Origin of the sequence: Shewanella sp. SG44-2 (genome assembly GCF_014164215.1) — a bacterium.
GTDB classification, from domain to species: domain Bacteria; phylum Pseudomonadota; class Gammaproteobacteria; order Enterobacterales; family Shewanellaceae; genus Shewanella; species Shewanella frigidimarina.
In genome coordinates, this window is the sequence record NZ_JACJEU010000007.1 from 162,954 (window position 1) to 187,487 (window position 24,534).

Below are 24,534 nucleotides of genomic sequence, written 5' to 3' on the forward strand. Positions count from 1 at the left end.
AGGTAAGACTCTGGTGTCGAAGAGTACCTTATTAAGGCAAAATGGTATAACATGATAACGTCTTCATAAATTGAGAATGGGTATGTCTTCAGATTTGATTAAACCTCGTCGTCCATCAACTAGCGGTTGCGCCATTCATTGTCACGACTGCAGTATGGAAGCCCTGTGTATCCCTTTCACGTTAAACAATGATGAGCTTGATAAACTCGACAGCATTATTGAACGTAAAAAACCCATTCAAAAAGGTGACCTTATCTTTAAGTCTGGTGACGTGCTTAAGTCCCTCTATGCAATTCGCTCCGGTACAATCAAAAGCTATACCATCACTGAGCAAGGTGATGAGCAAATTACTGGATTCCATTTGGCCGGTGACGTCATTGGTTTTGATGGTATTCATGCACAACGCCATCAAAGCTTTGCCCAAGCGCTAGAAACCTCAATGGTCTGTGAAATCCCCTATGACACATTAGATGATTTATCTGGATCGATGCCTAAGCTGCGCCAGCAAATTATGCGTTTAATGAGTAATGAAATTATGAGTGATCAAGAGATGATCCTCCTGCTTTCAAAGAAAAATGCCGAAGAACGTTTAGCTGCATTTATCAATAACCTGGCTAATCGCTTTGGTAATAGAGGTTTCTCGCCTCATGAATTCCGTCTGACAATGACTCGTGGTGATATCGGCAACTATTTAGGCCTAACAGTTGAGACGATTAGCCGCTTATTAGGGCGGTTTCAAAAATCAGGTTTAATTGAGGTCAAAGGTAAGTATATTTCTATTATCGATCACTCGGCATTAAGTACCCTTGCAGGAAATGCTCGCATCGCCACTTAAATTTGATATATATGATCTATCTCAAAGTTTATTTATTAGCAAACGGTAATACTATCAACAGGTAATGTAAATAAAAACTCAACAGCTTTGGAGGTTATATGAAGGATTATAAAAAGATATTAGTGGTGATTAATCCTACAACGGATCATCAACCCGCATTGGCACGTGCTGTTGAATTAGCGTCAAAAAGTCAGGCAGAGATAACTGCATTTTTATCTATTTTTGACTTCTCTTATGAAATGACCTCAATTTTGTCTAGTCAAGAACGTGAAGCAATGCGCCAAGGTGTTATTGATCAACGAGTCGCTTGGTTAGAAAATGCCATTGATGGTTTCAGTAAACTCAATATAAAAATTAATACCGAAGTAGTTTGGCATAACCGCCCTTTCGAAAGTGTGATTAACCATGCGATGAAAGGCAATTATGATTTAATTGTTAAAAGCACCCACGTACATGACAAATTAAAAGCCGTTATTTTTACACCTACTGATTGGCATTTAATGCGTAAATCTCCTGTTCCTGTTTTATTAGTCAAAGAACACGATTGGCCAGTGGCTGGAAAAATTATTTGTGCGGTTAATGTAGTGACTGAAGATGAAGATCATCAAACTCTTAATGGCAAAATTATTAATCACGCTCTCGATTTGGCCAAAAAATTCTCTGCCAGTGTTCACTTAGTTAATGGATACCCTGGTACGCCAGTCAATTTGGCTATTGAACTGCCCGACTTTGATGCCAATGTGTATAACAACACAGTGCGGATGCAACATGAACAACGAGTACAATATTTAGCGCAAGCATATAATATTCCACTTGAAAATTGTCATGTTGAAGAAGGTTTGCCTGAAGATGTGATTCCAGAAATGGCGGCGAAATTAGATGCCGAACTAGTGGTACTGGGTACAGTTGGTCGCACTGGTTTTTCAGCTGCATTAATTGGTAATACTGCTGAACATGTCATCGACAGCATTAATTGTGATTTGTTAGCGATTAAACCTGATGGCTATAAATCACCTTTAGAAGATTAGTCTCCAATAGAATAGGTTAACTACTTTACCCTGACCTCGAATACTGGAATAATACGCGCCCTGAAACACTTGGTTACTGGGCGCATTTTTATGTCTGAAGTTGATACAATCGCTAAACAAAATATTACTCGTATGAATAAACTGCAAAAGCGTCTACGACATGAAGTCGGTTCAGCCATTGCAGACTACAATATGATCGAAGACGGTGATCGTGTTATGTGCTGCCTTTCCGGCGGCAAAGACAGCTACACCATGCTGGATATTTTATTAACCCTTCAACAACGTGCCCCAATCAAATTTGAAATTGTGGCTGTTAACCTAGACCAAAAGCAACCAGGTTTTCCTGAGCACGTGTTACCTGCTTATTTAGATAAGTTAGGCGTGGCTTATCATATTCTCGAAAAAGATACGTATTCTATCGTTAAAGAAAAGATCCCTGAAGGCAAAACGACATGTTCACTTTGCTCTCGATTACGTCGCGGCACTCTTTATGGATTTGCCCAACATATTGGCGCAACAAAAATTGCTTTAGGTCATCATCGTGACGATATTATTGAAACCATGTTTTTGAATATGTTCTACGCTGGCAAACAAAAAGCAATGCCGCCTAAACTATTGTCTGATGACGGCGCTAATATGGTCATTCGTCCATTGGCCTATTGCCGTGAAAAAGATATTGAAGAATATTCAACTCTAAAATCATTTCCTATTATTCCTTGCAACTTATGCGGCTCACAAGAAAACTTAAAACGTGGCGCAGTTAAAGACATGTTACAAATGTGGGATAAGCAACACCCTGGTCGTATTGAAACTATTTTTACTGCAATGCAGAACACCTCACCTTCACAAGGTGTTGATCGCGATAATTTTGATTTTATATCATTAAAGCGTAATCCCGATGCTGTTAACACCGGTGATGTAGCCGACGCTGACTTACCTGCTTTTGATTTTGTTGATATCAGTAATAATGGTCATATCAATTTAGACATTATTAATAGAATCGATGTGGTAGCAACGTTTAAGCCATAATCAATATATTAGATGTTAATAGATAAACAAAAGGCGTTGATATCAACGCCTTTTTACTATTATTTATCCCGAGTTTAGGTTACTGAGAAACGAAAGGACTGACAACACTGGGTTTGTGAGTAAATGAAATGTTTTTCAGCTGAGTGATTTGTTCGAGTGTTAAAGTGAATTTCTCGTTAGCCATTGATTCAACATCATCTATAACAACTTTAATTGTTTTGTCATCAGCTTGTATTTCAGCAAACTCAAACGTGAGTCCATTAATCGGTTTTCTAAAATACTTCATTGGAAAACCCTGTAAGCCATCAAGCAGTTTATTCATATCGTTAGTTAATGCTAATAGTTCTGTTTGAGTGAAACTTTGTTTAGTTTCTTTAGCGCGAACTTGCATGGCAATTCCACATTGAGCAGCATCACCCACCACATTAATATTCACCAAGCCGCGGTCAGATTTAAGCTGTGGATCGTAAGGAATAAATAAACGTTGTTGCTTGGTATATGTTAACGGAAACTGTTCTTTTTCGGTGGTAATACTGCCTGATACTATGGTGCAATCAGGTGTTATAGGAACACTAAAAGCTAGCTCAACTAGTGGATAGTTTTGCTTGTTGACTTGCTTTAATCGATCATAAAAGCCGTTGTACTCTAAAGAAACAGTTTCAGCAAAACTGCTATTCACTATAAAAATAGTCGATATAAAAATAAATCCGTTAAGTAGCGTACGATTACGCATTAGCTTTGTTCCCTTGTAAATAAGGCTTATTGTGTTTAAGCATTTCGAGGAGTTCATCAATGTACTCATCTTTTCGTTCTGAATAATTCATTAACCCATAAACCAATTTCTCGGCTGTTGGTTTAACTTTTTGAGCCCGTAAATCGGCACGAATAGAACGAAATAAACGATACGCGGAATTGGTGTTTAAATTGATCATGTAAGCAATAATGGAATCTTTGGGTGAATCGAATACTGCAACTTCATGGATTTTGCCATCAGCTCTTGCTAATGGCACTAAACCACAGCCCTCAATAAAACACCACTGGCCAAAAAAGTTAAACCCGTCGACAGCAAAACGTGAACTGCCCCAACCGCTTTCATTGGCCGCTTGTACTAATACCATATCGACTGGAATAATATCGATACGCTTTAATAATGGCGTTAACGTTATGCGAGTAAATGCTTGAACATCATATTGATATTTAGCAATAATAGATGTCAATCTATCATTATCATGTTCACTTAACCCTAAACCATTATCAATTTGTTCAATAACGGCCAGTAAAAATTGACGATCGTGAATAATTATCTGATTTTGTGATTCAATGGCAGGACGTAAAAAATCAAAAAATGTTTGTTTTTTAGTGGCAACATCTTCTATTTCAGCAAACATTGGCACTTTACCTAGGTCAATATTATTCAGCTGACGCGCACCAGATGATACTGATACTTGACTAGTATTAGGAAAAATGAACAGTCGCATCGCTAACAAAGCAACAACGGCTAAACCTAATGCAAATGTCACCTGACCTACATTGCCTATCTTCAATATTACCTGCCTTATCAAAAATTGATTTTCAACTTATTAATCTTACTAATTATAACCTTAAAAAACGATGGGATACAGTAAACCCCTTTTGTAGATTGCGTACTTACCCGTAATGGATCACGGTATGTTAAGTCATCATCCACAAAAACAAAAATTAATTACACTTTAAAGACTATATCCAGTTAAAATTGATTATATGTAATTACGGTGCGGTCTTGTATTGGCTGCTTATCGTCTTATTCAACAACTCAAGGACTTGAGCACAGATTATGTTGAATCATAAACTCAATAATTATCACCATGTGGTAGCCATCGGTGGCGGACATGGGTTAGGCAGAATTCTTGCTTCATTATCTTTTTTAGGCCCAAGATTAACGGGCATTGTTGCAACTACGGATAATGGCGGTTCTACCGGTCGACTTAGGCAAGATCAGCAAACTATTGCATGGGGGGATTTACGTAATTGTCTTTCTCATCTTGCACATCGTCCATCGTTAGGTTCAATGTTATTTGATCATCGTTTTACCGGTGATAATGAACTTTCTGGGCATAATTTAGGTAATGTCGTATTACACGCACTTGATCAACTTTGTGTAAGACCACTTGAAGCGGTTAATCTAATTCGTGGCTTACTTAAAATTGAAACACAAATTATTCCGATGTCAGAGGCTTCGACTCATCTTGTAGCACTTACCCACTGTGGTAATAAAGTGTTTGGTGAACTCAATGTTGATGGCATGAAGGAAGCACCGATTGCGTTATCTTTGGAACCTGAAGTTGAGGCGACATCAGAGGCATGCGATGCATTAGTAAAAGCTGATTTGATTATTATCGGTCCGGGCAGTTTTTTAACCAGCATACTGCCACCTTTATTGCTGCCACAAATTGCCAAGAGCATTCGTGACTCAAACGCACATGTCATGTTAATTGATAACTTAACGGCTGAGTACTCCCCTGCAAGCACTTTTAGTATTGAAGATAAAATTGCTTGGTTTAACCAGGTAATAGGCAAAGAAGTGATTGCTGATGTTATTCAGCATGCAGATGAAATTAAGCTGTCTTACTCCAACATTAATGGTGTTCGTTTTAATCACTTTCCTTTAGTCAGTCAACACCATCCGGGATTACATGATAAAACCGCATTAGCTGAAGCGATTAGCCAAGTTTGTGACTTATACCACACGCCAATTGATATGGCACAATACCGTCATTGCAATATGAAATAAGCTTATCGATGTTGGGTTATATCGACGCTCAAAACGTTTAACATTCGTTATTGATTTGCTTTATAGACAGACTGCTCACTGAAGTGATTTTTGATTTGATGAACACTTGGCTATCGTTGTGATTTTTTAGGTATGAATATTGAAATGGCAAACAAAAATGGCTACATATTGCAGCCATTTTTGTATCACAATAGTAAAACTAAATCACTTGAGCTATAGCTTTACAAACCGCTGGAATATTATTTTTCGTTAAGCCTGCAACGCTAATACGACCCGAGCCGACAATATAAATTGCGAACTCATCTTTTAAACGTGCAACTTGGCTTTTGTTCAAACCAGAAAAGCTGAACATACCATTTTGACGAGAGATAAAACTGAAATCTTGTTCAACACCTTCAGCTTTTAGGCTTTGCACAAATAAACTGCGCATCTCAGCAATACGTTCTCGCATTAGTGTTAATTCTGTTTCCCATTCTTGACGCAGTGTAGCATCAGCTAAAATGGTACTAACAATTAATCCACCATGTGCCGGAGGATTGGAATAGTTTGCGCGAATAGTTTTTTTAATTTGGCTAAAGCTTTTTACTGCATCATCTTGATTTTCAGCGACGATGGTTACCGCACCAATACGTTCGTTGTATAAACCAAAGTTTTTAGAAAATGAATTTGCAATCAATAACTCTGGTACCACGGCTGCAACCGCTCGTAAACCTTGCGCATCTTCATCAATGCCGGCACCAAAACCTTGGTAAGCAAAATCAAATAATGGCAACAATGATTTTTCCAAACAAACCTTGGCAACTAATTTCCATTGTTCAATCGATAAATCAATACCCGTTGGGTTATGACAGCAGCCATGAAGTAAAACAACATCACCGGCATTCGCATTGGCTAAATCAACCAACATTGAATCGAAATCCATGTCATGTGTTTCAGCTTTGTAGTAGCGGTATTCTTTAACGGTTAATCCTGCTGTTTCAAAAATATTCTGGTGATTGGCCCAAGTAGGATTACTAACCCAAATAGTTGTTGATTTAGTATTTCGGACGAGAAACTCTGACGCTACCCGTAATGCACCCGTTCCACCGGGTGCTTGCGCTGTTACCGCTCGTTTATCCGATATAATTTGGCTATCAGCTCCAAAGAGTAATTCTTGAACCACTTGGTTGTAAGCTTGTACACCTTCAATACCGAGATAATTTTTGGTCTTTTCGGTTTCAAGTAAAATAGCTTCAGCTTTTTTTACTGAAGATAATACCGGCGTTTGCCCAGCTTCATCTTTATAAATGCCAACACCTAAGTTGACTTTGTGAGAGCGAGTATCTGCTTTGAAAGCATCTGTTAAGCCTAAGATGGGATCTGCTGGAGCAAGTGTTACTTGAGAAAAGATCATTACAACTATCCTAAGTGAGGTGAATAGACAAATTTTGCTTAGTTATACCACTCTATGTCCCTTGTGAGTAGTGAGTTTTTTGATTGTTGAGATAAAAATACAAAATTGATAAAAACAGCGCAAAATATTTTAATGCTCTGGGCATTCTCATGGTCAAAATACATTTGGATAAACAGATTATTTGTACTAAGTGTGCCGAATTGAGTAACACCTAATCATTAATAATCTTTCAAAAAATGATTTGTCGTTTAGTTGCACTATTCAGTGCTACGTTCATAGCTTTATTCAACTGCATTGCCGCTGACTCGTATTGAATGTTTATATCATAAACTAAGTCTTGTATAACATTGGCAACCACAGCAACGTTTATCTTTAAAGATAAACAGGCCCTAATCATCATCAATTTTATGAACACAGAGAAAGTGCTCAAATTAAGACAGTTTTTTGGGAGTAAACAGGATAACTCAATTTATTAATAATACAGGTGGTATAAAAAATAAGTATAAAAAAAGGAACCCGAAGGTTCCTCTTTTTAAAGCGACAAACTAATTACTTAGTTAACGCTTCTTTTGCTTTCTCAACTAAAGTTGCAAAAACAACTTTGTCGAAAACAGCGATGTCAGCCAAAATCTTACGATCGATTTCAATAGACGCCTTTTTCAAGCCGTTAATGAAACGGCTGTAAGACAGACCATTTTGACGAGACGCTGCATTAATACGTGCAATCCATAACTGACGGAATTGACGTTTTTTCTGACGACGGTCACGGTAAGCATATTGACCAGCTTTAGTTACTGCCTGAACAGCAACACGGTAAGTACGGCTACGAGCGCCATAATAACCTTTAGCTAATTTTAAAACTTTCTTGTGACGAGCACGTGCGGTTACACCACGCTTAACTCTTGGCATTTTCTAAACTCCTAAATTAAGCGTATGGTAGTTGACGCGCGATTGCTGGAACGTCAGATTTAGCAACTAAACATTTAGCACGTAAGTGACGCTTACGCTTAGTGCTTTTCTTGGTCAAAATGTGACGTAAGTGTGCTTGCTTGCGCTTGAAACCATTAGCGGTTTTCTTAAAACGCTTCGCTACACCCTTGTCTGTTTTCATTTTAGGCATTTCTAAAACTCCGCATTGGGACGTTAATAAACGTAAGGCGAGCAAAAGCCTCAAGAGACTTTTGCTACTTTAGGGTTGCCCTACTATTTCTTTTTAGGTGCTAGCACCATAATTGCTTGTCGACCTTCCATTTTCGGGAAAGATTCAACAACCGCATACTCTTCCAAATCAGCCTTGATACGGTTCAAAAGATCCATACCTAGGTTTTGGTGTGCCATTTCGCGACCACGGAAACGCAGCGTAATTTTCGCTTTGTCCCCATCTTCTAGAAAACGAATCAGGTTGCGTAGTTTTACCTGATAGTCGTTTTCATCAGTGCCAGGACGGAATTTAATTTCCTTAACCTGGACCTGTTTCTGCTTCTTCTTTTGTTCTTTTTGAGCTTTCGCTTTATCAAAAAGGAACTTACCGTAGTCCATTATGCGACAGACAGGAGGCTCAGCATTGGGACTGATCTCTACAAGATCAACTCCGGCTTCATCTGCAACGTTCTGAGCTTCTTTTATACTTAATATACCAATTGGCTCACCATCTAAACCTGATAAACGGACTTCAGGTACACCAGTGATTTCATCATTGATTCTATTAGGGGCTGGCTGTCGCCCTGCTGTTCTTTTGATCTTTATGACCTATTCCTCCAACAATTTGAGACTACGGAGCGAAATCTGTTGACGTATCATCGCGGCGAAATCTTCTAGTTTTAACTTGCCTAAATCGATACCGTCACGTGTACGCACCGCTACTTCCTTATTTTCCATTTCTTGATCACCAACGACCAATAAATAAGGCACACGTCTTAGGGTGTGTTCGCGTATTTTAAAGCCTATTTTCTCATTCCTCAAGTCAAAAGATGCTCGAATACCCTGTTCTTTGAAGAATTTAACGATTTCTTCAACATAATCAGCTTGTTTGTCGGTAATGTTCATTACAACTACTTGCATTGGAGCAAGCCAAGTTGGGAATTTACCGGCGTATTCTTCTATCAATATACCTATGAAACGTTCTAAAGAACCTAAAATAGCACGATGGATCATTACTGGCGTCTGGCGACTGTTGTCTTCTGCGACATAAGTGGCACCCAAACGAGTCGGTAATGCATAATCGAGTTGTACTGTACCACATTGCCATGCACGATCTAAACAGTCATGCAAAGTAAATTCGATTTTTGGACCATAAAACGCGCCTTCACCCGGTAATATTTCATATTTAATATTATTATTGGCAAGAGCTTGCTTTAAAGCGTCTTCAGCTCGGTCCCACATATCGTCGTCGCCAATACGCTTTTCAGGGCGAGTTGACAGTTTAACCACGATATTATCGAAACCAAATGTAGCGTATGTGTCATATACCATTTGGATACATGCACTGACTTCTTCTTGTACTTGATCATCAGTACAGAAAACATGAGCGTCGTCTTGAGTAAAACCACGTACGCGCATTAAACCGTGAAGTGAACCAGATGGTTCGTTACGATGACAACAACCAAACTCTGCCATACGTAATGGTAAGTCACGATAAGATTTTAACCCTTGGTTGAAAATCTGTACATGACCAGGACAGTTCATTGGCTTGATCGCGTATTCACGGTTTTCGCTATTAGTAGTGAACATGGCTTCTGCGTATTTATCCCAGTGACCAGAACGTTCCCATAACACGCGATCCATCATTAGTGGGCCTTTCACTTCTTGATAAGTGTATTGACCTAGTTTTTGACGAATGAATTTCTCAAGTTCTAAAAATATGCTCCAACCATCGTTATGCCAAAACACCATTCCTGGTGCTTCTTCTTGCATATGGTACAAATCTAATTGTTTACCAATTTTACGGTGATCACGCTTAGCCGCTTCTTCTAAACGCACTAAATGAGTTTTCAGGGCTTTTTTATCGGCCCATGCTGTTCCGTATACACGTTGCAGCATTTTGTTATCAGAGTTACCGCGCCAATATGCACCAGCAACGCTCATTAACTTAAAGTTCTGACAAAAACGCATGTTTGGCACATGAGGACCACGACACATATCGATGTATTCTTCGTGGTGATAAAGCGCTGGTGTTGCGTCTTTACTGATGTTTTCATCTAAAATAGCAATTTTGTATTCTTCACCACGACCATCAAATGCATCGCGGGCCTCTTGCCAAGATACAACCTTTTTAACCACATCGTAGTTAGTTTTGGCTAATGCAAGCATACGCTTTTCTAGGGCTTCGATGTCTTCATGCGTCAGCTTATGGTCTAAGTCGATGTCGTAATAAAAACCGTTGTCGATAACCGGGCCGATTGCCATTTTGGTTTCTGGCCACATTTGCTTGATCGCGTGACCTAATAAATGCGCACAGGAATGGCGAAGGATTTCAACACCCTCTTCGTCTTTGGCCGTGATGATAGCTAATTCTGAGTCTGCAGTGATTAAGTCAGTTGCATCTTTTAATTCACCGTTTACCCGGCCAGCAATACACGCTTTTGCTAAACCAGGGCCGATGTCTAATGCAACATCAAGAGTCGATACAGGATTGGCAAACTCACGTTTGCTGCCATCAGGCAATGTAATAATAGGCATGAAATTTCCTTTTCCAGTGGTGACCCACACGTAGGGCCACATGGTAATTAAGTATGTTCTTTTTGAACGAGAGCACGTTAATGAAATCAAGACAGTACAGGAGTCTTAGTTACCCAAAAACGTAAGTCTCTATTCTATGTGATAAGCGGATTATTGCGCAACCATCATGCGGTCAATAACTGCCAGAAATAGCATGTTTAAGTCAAATTAATCACGTGAGTTGACTGTATTAGCGAATGATAATTTTAGGCGGAGACTGTATTGACAATGCTATGTAGGTTCTAACGATTTTGATTTAACGATACCAATTTCATTGAATGAATTAAACTATCAAGTTAATGCGGTGATTAATATTAATAAAATTATAAATCGTTACACATTAATTTTTTTGAGTGAATTATATTTGCCACAAATAGAATCATTCTTAGGGATGATCCAAAATATGAAATGCTCACTATACTTATTTAAAAGGAGTCAGTGAGGAGTATTAGCTATGAGATTACTATCGCGTGCCATTTGTTGCCCACATTGCGGACATCATCAATACGTCACTTTAGATGCAAGTTCTGGAGATCAAGAGTATTACGACGACTGTCGTATTTGTTGCAATCCGATACACATTAGAATGCACCTAGATGATAACCGTCGTACAATTGAACTTCATATCGGTTCTGAGGACGAACAAATTTATTAATTTCTAGCTCGCCTGCTTAAAATTCAAAGCAGGCAAGTTAATGTTCAATATTCAGTTGGGTGATTAGGCGAGCTGCTTTTTAGCTAAAATTCGCTCAACAGTATCAACAATCACCTGTGTTTGACTGTCTATTTCGATATTAATTTTGTCACCAACACTGTAATGATTCAAATTGGTCAACTTCAAGGTTTCAGGTATTAAATGCAGCAAAAAACCACTGTCACTGACTTTTCCTACTGTTAAGCTGCAACCGTTTATTCCCACAAATCCTTTATAAAAGATGTAGTTCATCCACTGTGGCTCAACTTGTAGTTCTATATTGTAATGTTCGTTGGTGTCACTGACGGCCTTAACAGTTGCCAGAGTGTGTACATGACCAGATAATATATGCCCACCAATCTCAGTCCCAAACGTTAATGAACGCTCAATATTGACCTTGTCGCCGACACTGGTATTACCTAGGTTAGTTACGGCTAATGTTTCTTCCATTACATCAAAAAAAACCTTATCATTTAGTATCTTGGTTACGGTAAGACAAACGCCATTATTGGCTACGCTAGCACCAGTCACTAATCCTTGTGTTAACTCTGGCGTCATTGCGACTTCAAAGGTTTTAAGACCTGCTGCATTGTTAATCGATACCACTTCACATGTGGCTTGGACTATACCAGTAAACATATTTCTCTCGATCCACTATAGGTTTTTTAATGAATAATACAGGTTTTCAAATTTCACGCTTGATAAAATTAGCGCTTCCTGTGCTGATAGCTCAAGTGACACAAACCATGATGGGTTTTATTGATACTGTTATGGCTGGCCGTGTGAGTGCAGTGGATATGGCAGCCGTCGCCGTTGGGACCAGTTTGTGGCTACCTGCTATATTATTCGTTCAAGGCTTATTAATGTCCTTTACCCCGGTATTTTCGCAACATCACGGGGCGAATAATCAACAAATCATTCCATCACTCATTTTTCAGGCGGGTTATATTGCCATAATTGGCGGTATTGGGGTGATGTTGTTTCTCTCATCTTCAACATATTTACTCGATTTTATGCATTTAGAACCAAAACTGCATGCATTAACCGTGGGTTATATAGATGCTATCTTGTGGGGAGCACCTGCTTTCGTTTTGTATCAGGTATTACGCGGTTGCAGTGAAGGGATTTCTTATACCATGCCGACAATGGTCATTGGATTTATCGGATTAGCCGTCAATATACCCGCCAATTACGTGTTTATTTATGGTGGTTTTGGTATTCCCGCTATGGGCGGTGCTGGTTGTGGTGTTGCAACTGCATTAGTGTTTTGGGCTATGTTAGCCGCCATGATTATTTACATGTTAGTGGATAAAACATTTAAAGAGCTCGCGCCATTCAAACAGTTTTTTCGTCCTCATTTAGCCAGTATGTGGTCTATGACCAAATTGGGTATGCCGATTGCGATGGCATTATTTTTTGAGGTAAGCCTGTTTGCTGTCATCGCATTATTTTTAGCGCCATTAGGTGCTAACGTCGTTGCAAGCCATCAAATCGCCCTCAACTTCTCGTCAATTATATTTATGCTGCCCCTATCAATTGGTATTGCAGTATCTATTCGAATTGGCTATTACCTTGGCCGTGGGCAACCAGAAATATCGGCCTTAGTTGCAAAAGTAGGTTTAGGGTTATCATTAACGCTAGCTATTTTTACCGCGATACTAACCGTCACCTTTAAGCACCAAATCGCACTGCTATATAATGACACCCCTGAAGTGGTTGCATTAGCTGGCAGCCTAATGATGCTAGCTGCGTTTTATCAGATATCAGATTCTATCCAAGTTGTCGCAGCTGGCGCATTACGCGGCTATAAAGATACTCGTAGTGCATTTTACATTACCTTGTTCTCGTATTGGGTGATCGGCATGACAACAGGTTATATTTTAGGGTATACGAATTTAATTGTTGAACCTATGGGCGCACACGGTTTTTGGATTGGCTTAATTGCAGGTTTAACCTCTGCAGCAATTTTGTTTGCTATTAGATTGAAATACATTCAAAAGAAAGGATTTGAGTTTCAACAGATTGGCTAATCTAATTGATTTTTTACAAGCTTAAGCGACTCACATTGCTTAAGCTTGAATCAAGTTGCACAGCAAATCACCGTTTAGTCATAAAAATGTTTTTTTTGCTTGCATGCAATAGCCTATCCCCCTAAGATAGCGTCCGCTTTGAAGCAAAAGTATTTAAAGCAAACGTTAAACAATACACCCGTAGCTCAGCTGTTAGAAAGAGTCGCACTACACTCTTCACAAATGCAAATGGCAGGTGTCGGTATTCTGTTTAAATAATAGAAGTCCACTCGGGTTTACCACTCTTCTCAAAGAGTCTAATAATTGAAATTGTAATAAATGTAAATAATACACCCGTAGCTCAGCTGGTTAGAGCACTACCTTGACATGGTAGGGGTCGGTGGTTCGAGTCCACTCGGGTGTACCACTCTTTTCAAAGAGTCTAAACATTGGAATTGTAATAAAAGTAAACAATACAACCGTAGCTCAGTTGGTTAGAGCACTACCTTGACATGGTAGGGGTCGGTGGTTCGAATCCACTCGGTTGTACCATTTCTTGCTGTAACTCCTCGTTTTAAAAACCTTTTTTTATTACCAAATTCTCTACAGTAAAAATATATCTGTGCCAAATCGTATTAATCTCGTGCCAACCAGTCATTTTTCGAATCTATAAGTAATACAATTTCATTCTTGTTAAAATCAGACTATAAAATAAATAAAACTCACAACAATAGGCAAAAAACACCAAAATGACGTTTTGTGCCCATTTCGTGCCAAACATGTTGGCGCAAGTGATTTTTGAACCTCAAAAGTGTGACCACTATCGTCTAAGAATATGTTTATCCAAAAAAGATTAATTGTTTGAGTAATCATGCCAATAATTGTGTTTGAGTATGAAAATGAAACGATAAATCTGTGAACAATCAGTTCGTAAATCATCAAGTTAATTCAGTTGTCACGTTCAGCAAAACCGAAGCTCTGCATTAATAAAATTACTACAAATGATTAGAACCGTATAAACTTGCTCTAAGCAAAAAATGTCATTTTATTTCTTATAAACGACCTTTCTTAGCACCTAAAATAAAGATGCTGACTTAGACATTTTTATAAACTTAAAAGTTGTATGTTTACACTTTGGGCACTCTTGCGGAACTCCAAGAATAACATCCGATCGACAGTATTGCTCTTTTTTCGAACCGATGTTTTCACACTGGCAAGCCATATTCCAAGTGGCATAACCAATATTTATTACTCCAGTGTATCGACAACGTCATGTTCAAACATAACAGCTAAATGTTTTTCAATTACTGTATCAGAGGGCTACTTAAAGGTTTCCCTGAAAATTTGGTTAGATTCCGACATATCAAATAGGGCCGTGGCTGAAATACCAACGACTAATGTATTAGAGAGATCTAGTGGCATAAAAACATCCTTGTTTATTCATAAGTACCGATAACAACTCAGAACTCTATTTAGATAAATTGTACGAGCTTTAAATGTTGTAATGATCACTCTTATTGAATTAGCAGTTGCACTTCTACTCGACGGTTTCTTGGATCAGAAGGATCAATACCAGAGAGAGGTTTAGATTCACCGTATCCTGCGACAACAATTCGTTTTGAAGTATCAACATCCAGTGTTCCAATAAGTTCACGCCTTGCCTCTCTTGCTCTAGCTGCTGATAGCGTAAAATTATCATCATACACAGTACAGAACCTTTTATAATCCGTCACAGGGCTACTAACTGGAATATTGTCCGTATAACCTTCTACTAATATCATAGCGTTAGGATTATCGATTAGGAATCTCACTAACTCACTTTGAATAGCATTTACTGCCGCTATTGCTTCGGGGTTTAAACATGCACTCCCTCTTTCAAATACCCCATCACGGAGTGTCAGTCTATTGGTATATTTGTCCAAAGCAATTAAATTAGAAGTATCAGAGTTTTTCAACATTTCACCTAATAGCTTAGTAACCTTAAGCACTGGATCGTCTTTTTGTTCAAGTGCCTTAGCGAGTTCTTCTTGATAACGGAGATCACTTACACTTTTTTGTAACACTGCCACGACAAGTAAAAGCATGACAACAGCCATAACCCCAGCCATAAGATCTGAAATAGCAATCCATTCACTTGGTTTTTCTTTCATATCAGTTAATCACCTAAGTAAATTATGCAACTTCAGAATCAATTGTTGAATGATTCGAAATAAGTACACCCCGAACCTCTTCTACGGCATTGAGTAATAACTGTTGTTTTTTAGGTATGTCAGCGATTGAACTGAATATAGAAATAAGTTGTTGCTGCAAATTTGGATATTCTTTTAAATATTCCAATAAAGATGATAATTCGGCAACATAACTAATGAGCTGATCTGCCCGTTGAACAGAAATATCCAGTGTATGGTTTAACATTGCATGATTGTTTTTTATACTTTCATTATGCTCAGCAGCGCCTTGCCTTAATAATCTAATCTCATTAAGAAATTGATGCTGTTGCACTAATAAAGTATCCAAAGGTTTTAAACTAGATAGTAAATCATTTTGATGACGACTCATTAACTGCAATGGTGCTAAAGCCGCCGGTAAGTTAGCTAAATTGCCAATGACCTGCTCTAAAGACGTTTCATTTCTTTTTAGTGACTCCCCTATGCTACGCATGTGTTGACCAGAGGTTGAAATAGCTCTTAATCCATCTTCAATAGGCTTACCAAGTTTACTGACAATTTCTGTCGACGTTGTAATACTTTCATTAAGCGCATCACTTGATAGTGTAAATTCAACAGCAGCTTTTTTCTGGATATGAAGTGCTTCATCAATTGATGATTTCACATCTCCCATTGTTTCTTTCACATCTGTTGATAACACACCAAGTGCCGTTGATATTTCGAGTGTGGCTTCACCCAATTGTTTACTACCACGTTCAAGAGTTAACGTCGCTTCACTACTCATATCCTTAATAGCAGAAGACAGATCACTACGGACATTATCGAGCACTTCAGTAAATTGACTATTAAATGAATCAACAGCATTCACCAAATCACTTGCTGCAAGCCCTACTTTGTCTGCTCCTTGAGCCATCCTCTGAGCGGCTCCAGCCATATTTTCTATTACTGATTGGCTATCAACGGTAAAAGCTTGCATGGCTTTTTTAGTTGCCTGAGTTTCAATACGTACAGAATCAATTGTTTGTCGTACCCTATCGATACTACTGTTTATCGATGTTTGAGTCTGTTGATGAACCTGACTCAGTTTATTTTGTATATCGTTAACACCAACTTGAATTATTTCGTTTGTATGCAGCTCAACCTCAGTTGATTTTTGCACCAACGTTAAAATGCCAGTATTTATGCATGTACGCGTTTGTTCATGGGTATTTTTCAGTACGTTTTGCACCTGTGCGCTGTTGTGGTCTATTTTGTTTTGTGTCGATAAATGAGCTTGGTTAATACATTGATTTAATGCATCAAAATTTTCATTCAAACGCTGACTTTTTTGAAGGTTATGTTGTTCGTTTTGCTCAAGCAACTGATCTAGCTTCACAGAAAAAGTCTTCGCCACGTTGTCAGAGACATTACTTATTTGAGAAAATAATGCTGCTTGCTTTTTTGCTGCCAGATCAAGTTGAATGCGCTTTCGATGTTCTATCTTGGTTTTAACTTTATCAATAACCCAAGCAAGACGCTTTTCATCAAAACGGGCAAATTCACTCCAAATTTTAAGCAGAATAAAACCACTTATTCCCCATGTTGATGTTTTAAATTTAGTGCCGAGGCCATTAAGTAATCCAAGCAAATGCTGCATACTATCTGTCGCACTACTTGCATCTAACGCATTGGGCTGACTAAGAATATTAGAAGCATGATTAAGTGCGATTCCCAGGCCTAAAAACGTACCAAGTAAACCAATGATTAATAGCAAGCCAGGCATGAGTTCGACCAGTTTTTCAGGCGCTGTAGCAACAGCATGCCACAGATCTGTCACACTACCATGTTCAATATCTAAATCATCAGTCGTATCATCCGGTGTACCTCTATGCCACTTTTTCTCCCAAGATTTAGGTTTCGCGATTAGATGGGCGCTAACAATGGTACATAACATCATAAAAAGAATGATCGATAAAAAACCCGCTTGCAATGGGTCACTAATATCCGGTATTAAAAAATCTAATACTGCATCTAAATTCATACTGCAACCTCAAGAATCGTATCCATGCGCATTTTTGATTCTTGCTTGAATATATTGGCATAGTCATTTAAAAGTGATTGATCATCTGACGTTAACTCGTTAAATGACTTACTATGCTCAGCACAATCAATCAGCAATACACCCATTTTATGACCATCCTCAAGTAAATAACTACGATCTTCTTGTTCTATCTGTTCTTCACTTTTTTCGAGTAATTGCAGAAACCCCTCTGCAGCGCCGACATAACGTTCTATATCAAGTTGTTCTTCGGCTAACTTATCAAGTGATAGCTTAGTTTTAGGCACGCTTATCTCTAGTTGTGCTAACTCATTAGCTTCTTCAATAGAAAGTTCATCTTGAATTTTACGTGCGAGAGTTAAACGCTGAAATAGCATTTTGTCTTTAGCATACGCTTTGTTAGCTATATTCCATTCTTTATCAAGTACATCTGCATTTTTCGCCCAAGACACAATGAGTTCTTCAAAAACAAAAGGCGCCAGCTTTTTCCCATGAAGCCTTGTTAATACCCGATCTAAGCGCTCTGCAGCATTTTTATTTAATTCTGGATTAGGCTTGATTAGATCTGAAGCTATTCTAATTAAAAATAAATCATCAGAACTCAAATCATCGACATTCATTGATGTACGTAGCTTTTTATCAGCAATAGTCAACAGTTTTTGTGTTGCACGTAGTCGTAAGTAATGTTCGAAATCTGTTGGTTCAGCTTCTATTGCCATTGCTAATTCCGCTTTTGCAATTTCAAAATCATTAATCGTTGAAGCTAATTCAAGATTGTGCCTTTGCTCCTCAGGTATCACCTCATCCTCAGCAAAACGAAACTCTTGTTGATGTGTTTTCGCTTCTATTAATTCTTCAGCATTGAGAACATCACTTGGTTGATTAGTCGATTGGCTCTGTTCATTTTTTTCAGCGTCTGCGGTTTGGGTTTTGTGCCATCGCTTAGCGAGTTTAATTGACCATTTAATTGCAGCATCAAGTTTCTTTGCTATTGGAGATTTTTCAAATGCAGTTAATGCACCAATGCCTTTTTCTAACAACAGTAATGCACTTCGTAACCAAGGATATGGCACCGCTTTGGCGGCTGCAAGCAGTGCTCCACGAATTTTTTGAACATAAGGTTTAACGGCCTTCCAGGCTTTTTTTACGCTACCGACAAAAACCTCGGCTTTGTCGGCCATCCAACCAATTGCTTTGCCAGCAACACTTTTAACGGTTTCATACGCCGAACAAGCCGCATCTTTTACTGTACTAACTGCCGAATTAACAAAACTTACTGCTGAACTGCACACGTCACTAAACCAACCCATTTCTTCTCTCCATTTAAGATTATATTTTATTCTGTAAGCCCGAGTAACCGCCTACCAACATCGGTAGAAGCCACATTGCTTGTCGCTTGTGTTGCTGCTTTTTTTCTGCTTTTACCTACATTTCTATTGGCAGAACAAACATCTTGTATTGCTGATTCAAAGTGTTGCCACTTCACCTTAGGTTCGCTATCACATTCGACTAATGCACGAGGAAACGCGGTACGTAGCACCGTTCTAATTTCGCGCCCGGATAAACCTTCAGATGCAGCGGCACAACGTTCAATTATCTCATCGCGTTCCCCGTCTAATGGAACTCCAGGAACCAACATCCGCTGCCACAGTTGTTTACGTCCTTCTATATCGGGGAGTGTAAATTCAATGTGATAACGAATTCTGCTGACGAAAGCACTATCATAATTTTTAGCAAAATTGGTCGCAAAAATAACAATTCCGTCAAAGCGCTCTAATTCCATTAATAATGTTGACCGCATCGCATTAATTTCATTATCAATACCTTGAGTCACCGAAGATAATCTAGCACCGAGTAACGTATCTGCTTCATCGAAAAAAATTACCGCACCTTCCAACGCCGCAGTCTTAAATGCTGTCGATATATTTTTAGCGGTTTCGCCAACATACTTACTTTCAAGTTCAGATATACCAATGTGAAAGTACTGACGGTCTAATGTTCCTGCTAGGGCTTCGGCTGCAAGCGTTTTCCCTGTTCCCGGTGGGCCATATAAATTAAGAATCATATTCCGTCCCATAGGATCTACTGCTTCAAATCCCCAATCGGTATAGATTGTTTTATGGTGGCGCATAGCACCAATAGCTTCTTCAAACATTCTTCGAGTCTCGGGGGTGAGTACGACATCCTTTTCTAAAGTAATCTTTGGTGTACGTAATTCATAAGCAGAAGAGGTATCGAGACTTTTGTTGAGTTGTTCGTCCATTAACTCGTGTTCCCTAATGATTTTCGGATATCCGATGATGTTATTTTGATCAATATTTTATTGATTAAGACTTAGATAACATTCCAATAAAAATAGATTGAAGGTTGTGCATAGTTTAAGAATACAAATCGTCAGAAAATACTAAGCCAAATGAGTTCATAACATTTGTTATTATTTTTTGTACTGACTTGACACTTTAGTTTTGGCTTGTGAGGGCTTAGAGCTGCTCGCGCTTTTTAACCAATACATAATTAAAGCGATAGTATTTACTGCAACAATAATACTTAATACTACGATGATTACCAGCCAGTTGTCTGTCATTTAGCATCCTAAAAGTAATTAACACTTTTACTAATGCCAAAATCACAACAAATTCTAACCTATTGATTTATATAAAACTGAGTAATAACTCACACCTCAAGGTGTAACAAAGTTAACAAGTGAATAATATAAATTACCTCATTTTCTGTTTATATTGATTAAAATCGATGATATTACTTACTGTTTTAATGGTTGTATCTAGTTGTATCTGGTTATTGAGTAATCGATAAATTGCTGATTAGCTCATCTACATCATATGCCTTATCATCGTTTGGTATTAATAAAATGTCTTGGCAGTAATCCATCATGTGCACAATAGGCATAAATTTTTTAGTTTTATTTTTTACTCGCTTCATTTGAGTGTTTAGATGAATCGACAAATCAGTACGCAGATCATCTGTCTGCTCATTAAGCCCCTGCTCTGCCAACCTTTGGGTTATCCAAAGTGCGGCATCACTAATATGGCCGCTAATGCTTAAGTCAGTATTTTTAACCCAGTGAGTATCCATGTTCACCTCAGATAACTCACTTAATAGCATAGCAATCTCACTATTTGGTATGGCACGCAGTTGCTGCAAGGTTTCCGCTAATGAGTATTGCCACTGCATTTGCAAACATGCAGCTAATTCATCCAGCGTTAGCTTAGTATCAACCGGAATAAATACAGTAAAGCGGCTGTTTGCTTCACAGGCAATGATGGTTTTATAACGTGATTTGTAGGCATTATCAATAATGTGCAATTGCCAGCAAAATGTTTGTACGTCTGATTCTAAGCTATGGACGCAGACTCTCTGGCCCTCCTTCGTAGGCAAACGAGGTAAGTCGGCTTTAAGCCATTTGTTGAGAGCATTGGTTGTTGATAGTAATAATTTCAATAGATAACATACCTTGCACTAATGGAATTTTATTGTTACACAATGATTTTAAACGAAAAGGCCTTAGCATTACCTTTCAGCAGGAACTCGTTCAATTATAAAAATATCTTCACTAAAAAAGTTATATGGCCGTTGACTATTTTTTCGTTGCTGACTATCAACACGAATAGTGTCCATGTCTATTTTCTTTGCTTCGCCACTAGAATCATGAGTATTAAAACACCCATCTTTAAAGCCCTTAATCACAGTCCAATGGGCGTAGTCTAGCTCACCATCATTCATCCCAAAGCCCAAAATACAAACGGCTCCTTTGCGATAATTTGCTTGGCTGAGTGTATCAATAACATCTTTCCTGCTTCGCTCGTTATCTTTAACCCAATAAGGGATTGAAAACTTTATACGGTAAGGTTCGTTAGTCGTATTATCAGTTAGATCATAAGTAGAATGAATATATTCTAGCAATCGACTAAGTACATTTTTAATTGTTCCGCGACTAGTTCCCTCAATAAAAGCCATAGGGTTACCATCTTGGATAAATGTCGAAATAGCAATATTAAATAGTTCTTGTTGAGGTATATCAGGCTCTAAGAGATGAATTGCATTAACGATTGCGTAAAAACCACAAGCACCATCGAGATGGCCTTGTTTGGCGGGTTTGATTCTATTAGCTGACATGGAACATCCTTATTTTATTTGCTATCTACTTCGGTTTATTAAAAGTAAACAATACCGTTCTTCAATTGGGTATTATTTCGACAAATTCATCATCTGCCCAGCTATATGATATAAGTGTTATTTCGTACAAGCTCATATCGCAACAGTTAATCACTTCTAGCTTCATATCATTTAACTGCGTTTCAAAACAACCATCTATAAGCTCATCATTATCGAACTCTTCTGCTTCAAATTTATAACAGCGTTTCAAATAACCAGAGAAGCCAATTTGATTATCTGCGGTAATTTTTACATCATCATCAATCATTATATCGATATCTGATTGCGAAAATTCCGTTTGCACTTCATGCTCAAAATTTTCGTGCATGGTAGGTATATCACCTTCAGCATCAGCTAAATCCTCTGATGTAAATTCATGCGATATCACCAGCTCAAATTGAGCCATAATTTCAAAAACAGCACTATCTGACATACTGACCTCCTCGGCTTGATATTTTAAAAGTGGCAAAAGCTGTATTGAACAGCCTTCGCCCTTACCTGATCTTGGTTTGCCAAACAACGTGAGTTTGAACATTTCGGGGAGCTCAGTGGACCTAATAAAATTAATTCAATAATATCTGAACGTTCAAACATGCCTTCCGCAATGTTACTTATTATTTGTACATCCATAAAAATTATCAGGTTAAATTTTTTCTAATACGTGGTCTGTTGCATTTGCTAGTTCATCAAAAAATCTTAAACATTTAGCGAGTTCTTCTTTTTTTATTATTTGAGGTTGATTAACTTCTCCTCCAGCTCTGTGCACGGCCTCTCCTCGTTTACTTATCCAACGATTCAACTGCTCTCTTGCATCTTTTGGCATGACATTGTTCCATTTCCAATGTTCGGTAACATCAATATGAAAAAATTCTTCAAACAAGTGCCTCGTTTTTTGAGAGTTAGGGTTATGAAAAAACTTCAAACGTTCTTTTAGTTGCTTCTCAGCAAATGCCCCAAGAGGCGACCCTTTTAATAAACTAAATTTACTTTCAAAAAGCTCAGCAATGACATCTTCAACATATGTTTCCCATGCCGTGAGCGTCAAAATTAAACATGCTTTTTTTAATGAAGATGGAGTAGATAGCTCTGGATGGCTATTCAGCACATCATAACAATCAGCCAACTCACGGGCTTCGCTTAAAGATTGGCGAAAGATTTTTAATGAATGAGTCAAGGTAATGTCCTTATCTAAATATTTCTAATCATTGATTTTATGTTTATGCTGCAACACTTTAATTGTTAGCGATTTTTAATCATTAATGACATCATTTTGCTTTAACAATATTGACTTTGATAACGCGGAGTTACTTAAGTAAGGTACCTTGCCCGATGGAACTAAATTAGCTGCAGCATCTAAGTGAACGTCCTGGTCATCAAAGAAAATATGTGGTCTAAAGGCTTTCAATACTTTAGTTTTTTCTACACCACCTAAGAAAAAAGCCTCGTCGACATAAACTCCCCAATGTCTTAATGTTTTAATTACTCTCATTTCAGATGGGCTATTACGAGCGGTGACTAGTGCAATTCGTATAGGTGAGTATTCAACACGGATAGGAAGTCGATCTTGCAGCCGCGATAATTTATGTAGCAAACTAGCGTAAGGTCCTTCGGTCATAGGAATGTTTTGCTTAGCATCTTCTTGCGCATGAAAAGCTGCCATTCCTTCAGTCTTGTAAACCAATTCACTTTCATCGGAAAACAATACGGCATCACCATCGAAGGCTATGCGGACTTGACCCTCGGGTATTTCTGGCGCATCCGTTGGCGGTGCTTTTAATATTGCCGCGGCACAGTTCTTGGAATCAATCACCTGCTGAGCATCTTTAACATTGGTGGTGAGAAACAGATCCACATCAAAGGCATCAAGGTAATCAGCAACGGTTTCACCTGCGGTAAAGGCTGAACGGGTAATATTGAGCTTGTAGTGACGAATTGTATTAAGCACCCGAAGACCAGTATCAGGGCTATTTTGTGACATCACCACTACCTCAACAAGAGGGCCATTGCCCTGCTGATATTGATTAAGGCCAAGTAAAGCTTTAATCAGAGGGTAACCAGTACCTGGCTTTAGCGGCTCATCTTCGTGTTCCAGCATAAACTCGCGGTATTTTTCAATAGCAGTATCAGGATCTGATTCAAAGGTTTCCCTGAAAATTTGGTCAGATTCCGCCATATCGAATAGGGCAGTGGCTGAAATACCAACGACTAATGTATTAGAGAGATCTAGTGGCATAAAAACATCCTTGTTTCAGAGGCTTGTATTCAAGCATGAAGCTTTGCTTAACTCAAACTTTTTTGATAGCGAAACTAAATAATCATGGCAAATACTGCAGAATATACAGCATCTCCATTCAATTAGGTTCGACTTGTCACCCTTGGTGAATGCTAATCCTAAGCTAGTCATATTAATCCTTTAGCTATTTTTGTTGGTTGAGCTGGGTATCCTGGCTAGCTGTTTTTTTACTAACAGGCACTTCATAGGTGTCGCCTTTGACAAGGTATACTAGTAAGGCGATGGCGTTGATGCTCAAAATCACCATTAACAGGGCTAACAGTAACAACAGCTTGGACATTATTCATACCTTTTCAATAAATGTATGATTACTAATGCCAAAACTAGGCCACAACCCATCACTCGCTTAAACACTTATATTTCAGAGTCTTAAAAATAACCCGTCAC

Annotated in this window: 25 protein-coding genes and 2 tRNA genes; 8 read left to right on the forward strand and 19 right to left on the reverse strand. The window is 38.4% G+C overall.

The window, feature by feature from the left end; genetic code table 11:
- Positions 1-82 precede the first annotated feature (82 nt).
- From etrA to ttcA, 3 genes are all read left to right on the forward strand, one after another.
- Entirely contained in the window at positions 83-835 is a 753-nt protein-coding gene (gene etrA, locus H5181_RS07895; protein WP_041412942.1) for an electron transport transcriptional regulator EtrA, read from the forward strand.
- 98 nt (positions 836-933) lie between these two features.
- Positions 934-1,863, forward strand: coding sequence for a universal stress protein UspE (uspE, locus tag H5181_RS07900; protein WP_011637480.1), 930 nt, complete (start codon positions 934-936; stop codon positions 1,861-1,863).
- 90 nt (positions 1,864-1,953) lie between these two features.
- Positions 1,954-2,892: a tRNA 2-thiocytidine(32) synthetase TtcA gene (ttcA, locus tag H5181_RS07905; RefSeq protein ID WP_123777458.1), complete on the forward strand. Its 939-nt coding sequence runs from the start codon at positions 1,954-1,956 to the stop codon at positions 2,890-2,892.
- 79 nt (positions 2,893-2,971) lie between these two features.
- Here ttcA and H5181_RS07910 read toward each other — a convergent pair whose 3' ends face one another.
- Both H5181_RS07910 and H5181_RS07915 read right to left on the reverse strand, forming a co-directional pair.
- A complete protein-coding gene (locus tag H5181_RS07910) occupies positions 2,972-3,625 on the reverse strand; it encodes a DUF2987 domain-containing protein (protein WP_182750703.1) in 654 nt (217 codons plus the stop codon).
- A complete protein-coding gene (locus H5181_RS07915; RefSeq protein ID WP_182750704.1) occupies positions 3,618-4,436 on the reverse strand; it encodes a glucosaminidase domain-containing protein in 819 nt (272 codons plus the stop codon). The genes H5181_RS07910 and H5181_RS07915 overlap by 8 nt, the downstream gene beginning before the upstream one ends.
- Positions 4,437-4,705: 269 nt before the next feature.
- On the opposite strand from H5181_RS07915, the gene yvcK reads away from it, so the two are divergent.
- Positions 4,706-5,662 carry a uridine diphosphate-N-acetylglucosamine-binding protein YvcK gene (gene yvcK, locus H5181_RS07920; RefSeq protein ID WP_182750705.1) on the forward strand — a complete coding sequence of 319 codons (957 nt, stop codon included), beginning with the start codon at positions 4,706-4,708 and terminating at the stop codon, positions 5,660-5,662.
- 199 nt (positions 5,663-5,861) lie between these two features.
- On the opposite strand, the gene H5181_RS07925 is transcribed toward yvcK, so the two are convergent.
- The 5 genes from H5181_RS07925 to thrS form a co-directional block, all read right to left on the reverse strand.
- Positions 5,862-7,055, reverse strand: a complete 1,194-nt coding sequence (locus H5181_RS07925) for an amino acid aminotransferase (protein ID WP_011637485.1) — start codon at positions 7,053-7,055, stop codon at positions 5,862-5,864.
- A 549-nt stretch (positions 7,056-7,604) separates the two neighbouring features.
- The gene (gene rplT / locus H5181_RS07930; RefSeq protein ID WP_011637486.1) at positions 7,605-7,964 is read right to left on the reverse strand and encodes a 50S ribosomal protein L20; all 360 of its coding nucleotides are present in this window, start codon (positions 7,962-7,964) and stop codon (positions 7,605-7,607) included.
- Positions 7,965-7,980: 16 nt separating this feature from the next.
- Positions 7,981-8,175, reverse strand: a complete 195-nt coding sequence (rpmI, locus tag H5181_RS07935; protein WP_011496149.1) for a 50S ribosomal protein L35 — start codon at positions 8,173-8,175, stop codon at positions 7,981-7,983.
- 83 nt (positions 8,176-8,258) lie between these two features.
- Complete coding sequence (gene infC / locus H5181_RS07940) at positions 8,259-8,801, reverse strand: translation initiation factor IF-3 (protein WP_081430133.1); 543 nt, start codon at positions 8,799-8,801, stop codon at positions 8,259-8,261.
- Between the two features lie 3 nt (positions 8,802-8,804).
- Positions 8,805-10,733, reverse strand: a complete 1,929-nt coding sequence (gene thrS / locus H5181_RS07945) for a threonine--tRNA ligase (protein WP_011637488.1) — start codon at positions 10,731-10,733, stop codon at positions 8,805-8,807.
- A gap of 493 nt (positions 10,734-11,226) precedes the next feature.
- Here thrS and H5181_RS07950 point away from each other — a divergent pair, with 493 nt between their 5' ends.
- Positions 11,227-11,427, forward strand: a complete 201-nt coding sequence (locus tag H5181_RS07950) for a CPXCG motif-containing cysteine-rich protein (protein WP_182750706.1) — start codon at positions 11,227-11,229, stop codon at positions 11,425-11,427.
- A gap of 63 nt (positions 11,428-11,490) precedes the next feature.
- Here the strand turns inward: H5181_RS07950 and H5181_RS07955 are convergent, their stop codons facing one another.
- The gene (locus H5181_RS07955; RefSeq protein ID WP_011637490.1) at positions 11,491-12,105 is read right to left on the reverse strand and encodes a riboflavin synthase; all 615 of its coding nucleotides are present in this window, start codon (positions 12,103-12,105) and stop codon (positions 11,491-11,493) included.
- 29 nt (positions 12,106-12,134) lie between these two features.
- Here H5181_RS07955 and H5181_RS07960 point away from each other — a divergent pair, with 29 nt between their 5' ends.
- From H5181_RS07960 to H5181_RS07970, 3 genes are all read left to right on the forward strand, one after another.
- Positions 12,135-13,496, forward strand: coding sequence for an MATE family efflux transporter (locus H5181_RS07960; protein WP_182750707.1), 1,362 nt, complete (start codon positions 12,135-12,137; stop codon positions 13,494-13,496).
- Between the two features lie 329 nt (positions 13,497-13,825).
- Positions 13,826-13,902: transfer RNA gene (locus H5181_RS07965), tRNA-Val, on the forward strand.
- Between the two features lie 48 nt (positions 13,903-13,950).
- Positions 13,951-14,027: transfer RNA gene (locus H5181_RS07970), tRNA-Val, on the forward strand.
- 768 nt (positions 14,028-14,795) lie between these two features.
- Here H5181_RS07970 and H5181_RS20975 read toward each other — a convergent pair.
- The 11 genes from H5181_RS20975 to H5181_RS08020 form a co-directional block, all read right to left on the reverse strand.
- Positions 14,796-14,897 (reverse strand): 5'-nucleotidase, encoded by a 102-nt coding sequence (locus H5181_RS20975; protein WP_404948497.1) that lies wholly within the window; start codon positions 14,895-14,897, stop codon positions 14,796-14,798.
- A 92-nt stretch (positions 14,898-14,989) separates the two neighbouring features.
- The gene (locus tag H5181_RS07975; protein WP_182750708.1) at positions 14,990-15,625 is read right to left on the reverse strand and encodes an OmpA family protein; all 636 of its coding nucleotides are present in this window, start codon (positions 15,623-15,625) and stop codon (positions 14,990-14,992) included.
- Positions 15,626-15,647: 22 nt separating this feature from the next.
- Complete coding sequence (locus tag H5181_RS07980; RefSeq protein ID WP_182750709.1) at positions 15,648-17,663, reverse strand: hypothetical protein; 2,016 nt, start codon at positions 17,661-17,663, stop codon at positions 15,648-15,650.
- A complete protein-coding gene (locus H5181_RS07985) occupies positions 17,660-18,991 on the reverse strand; it encodes a hypothetical protein (protein WP_182750710.1) in 1,332 nt (443 codons plus the stop codon). The genes H5181_RS07980 and H5181_RS07985 overlap by 4 nt, the downstream gene beginning before the upstream one ends.
- A gap of 26 nt (positions 18,992-19,017) precedes the next feature.
- On the reverse strand, positions 19,018-19,836 hold the full coding sequence (locus H5181_RS07990; RefSeq protein ID WP_259397001.1) for an ATP-binding protein: 819 nt from the start codon (positions 19,834-19,836) through the stop codon (positions 19,018-19,020).
- Positions 19,837-20,477: 641 nt separating this feature from the next.
- Positions 20,478-21,140: a DUF6933 domain-containing protein gene (locus tag H5181_RS07995; RefSeq protein WP_182750712.1), complete on the reverse strand. Its 663-nt coding sequence runs from the start codon at positions 21,138-21,140 to the stop codon at positions 20,478-20,480.
- A 69-nt stretch (positions 21,141-21,209) separates the two neighbouring features.
- Positions 21,210-21,815, reverse strand: coding sequence for a hypothetical protein (locus tag H5181_RS08000; protein ID WP_182750713.1), 606 nt, complete (start codon positions 21,813-21,815; stop codon positions 21,210-21,212).
- Positions 21,816-21,876: 61 nt separating this feature from the next.
- Entirely contained in the window at positions 21,877-22,287 is a 411-nt protein-coding gene (locus H5181_RS08005) for a hypothetical protein (protein ID WP_182750714.1), read from the reverse strand.
- Positions 22,288-22,497: 210 nt separating this feature from the next.
- Positions 22,498-23,028 (reverse strand): HEPN domain-containing protein, encoded by a 531-nt coding sequence (locus tag H5181_RS08010; RefSeq protein WP_182750715.1) that lies wholly within the window; start codon positions 23,026-23,028, stop codon positions 22,498-22,500.
- A 75-nt stretch (positions 23,029-23,103) separates the two neighbouring features.
- On the reverse strand, positions 23,104-24,087 hold the full coding sequence (locus H5181_RS08015) for a 5'-nucleotidase (RefSeq protein ID WP_182750716.1): 984 nt from the start codon (positions 24,085-24,087) through the stop codon (positions 23,104-23,106).
- Positions 24,088-24,271: 184 nt separating this feature from the next.
- Positions 24,272-24,427, reverse strand: a complete 156-nt coding sequence (locus tag H5181_RS08020) for a hypothetical protein (protein ID WP_182750717.1) — start codon at positions 24,425-24,427, stop codon at positions 24,272-24,274.
- Positions 24,428-24,534: the final 107 nt, after the last annotated feature.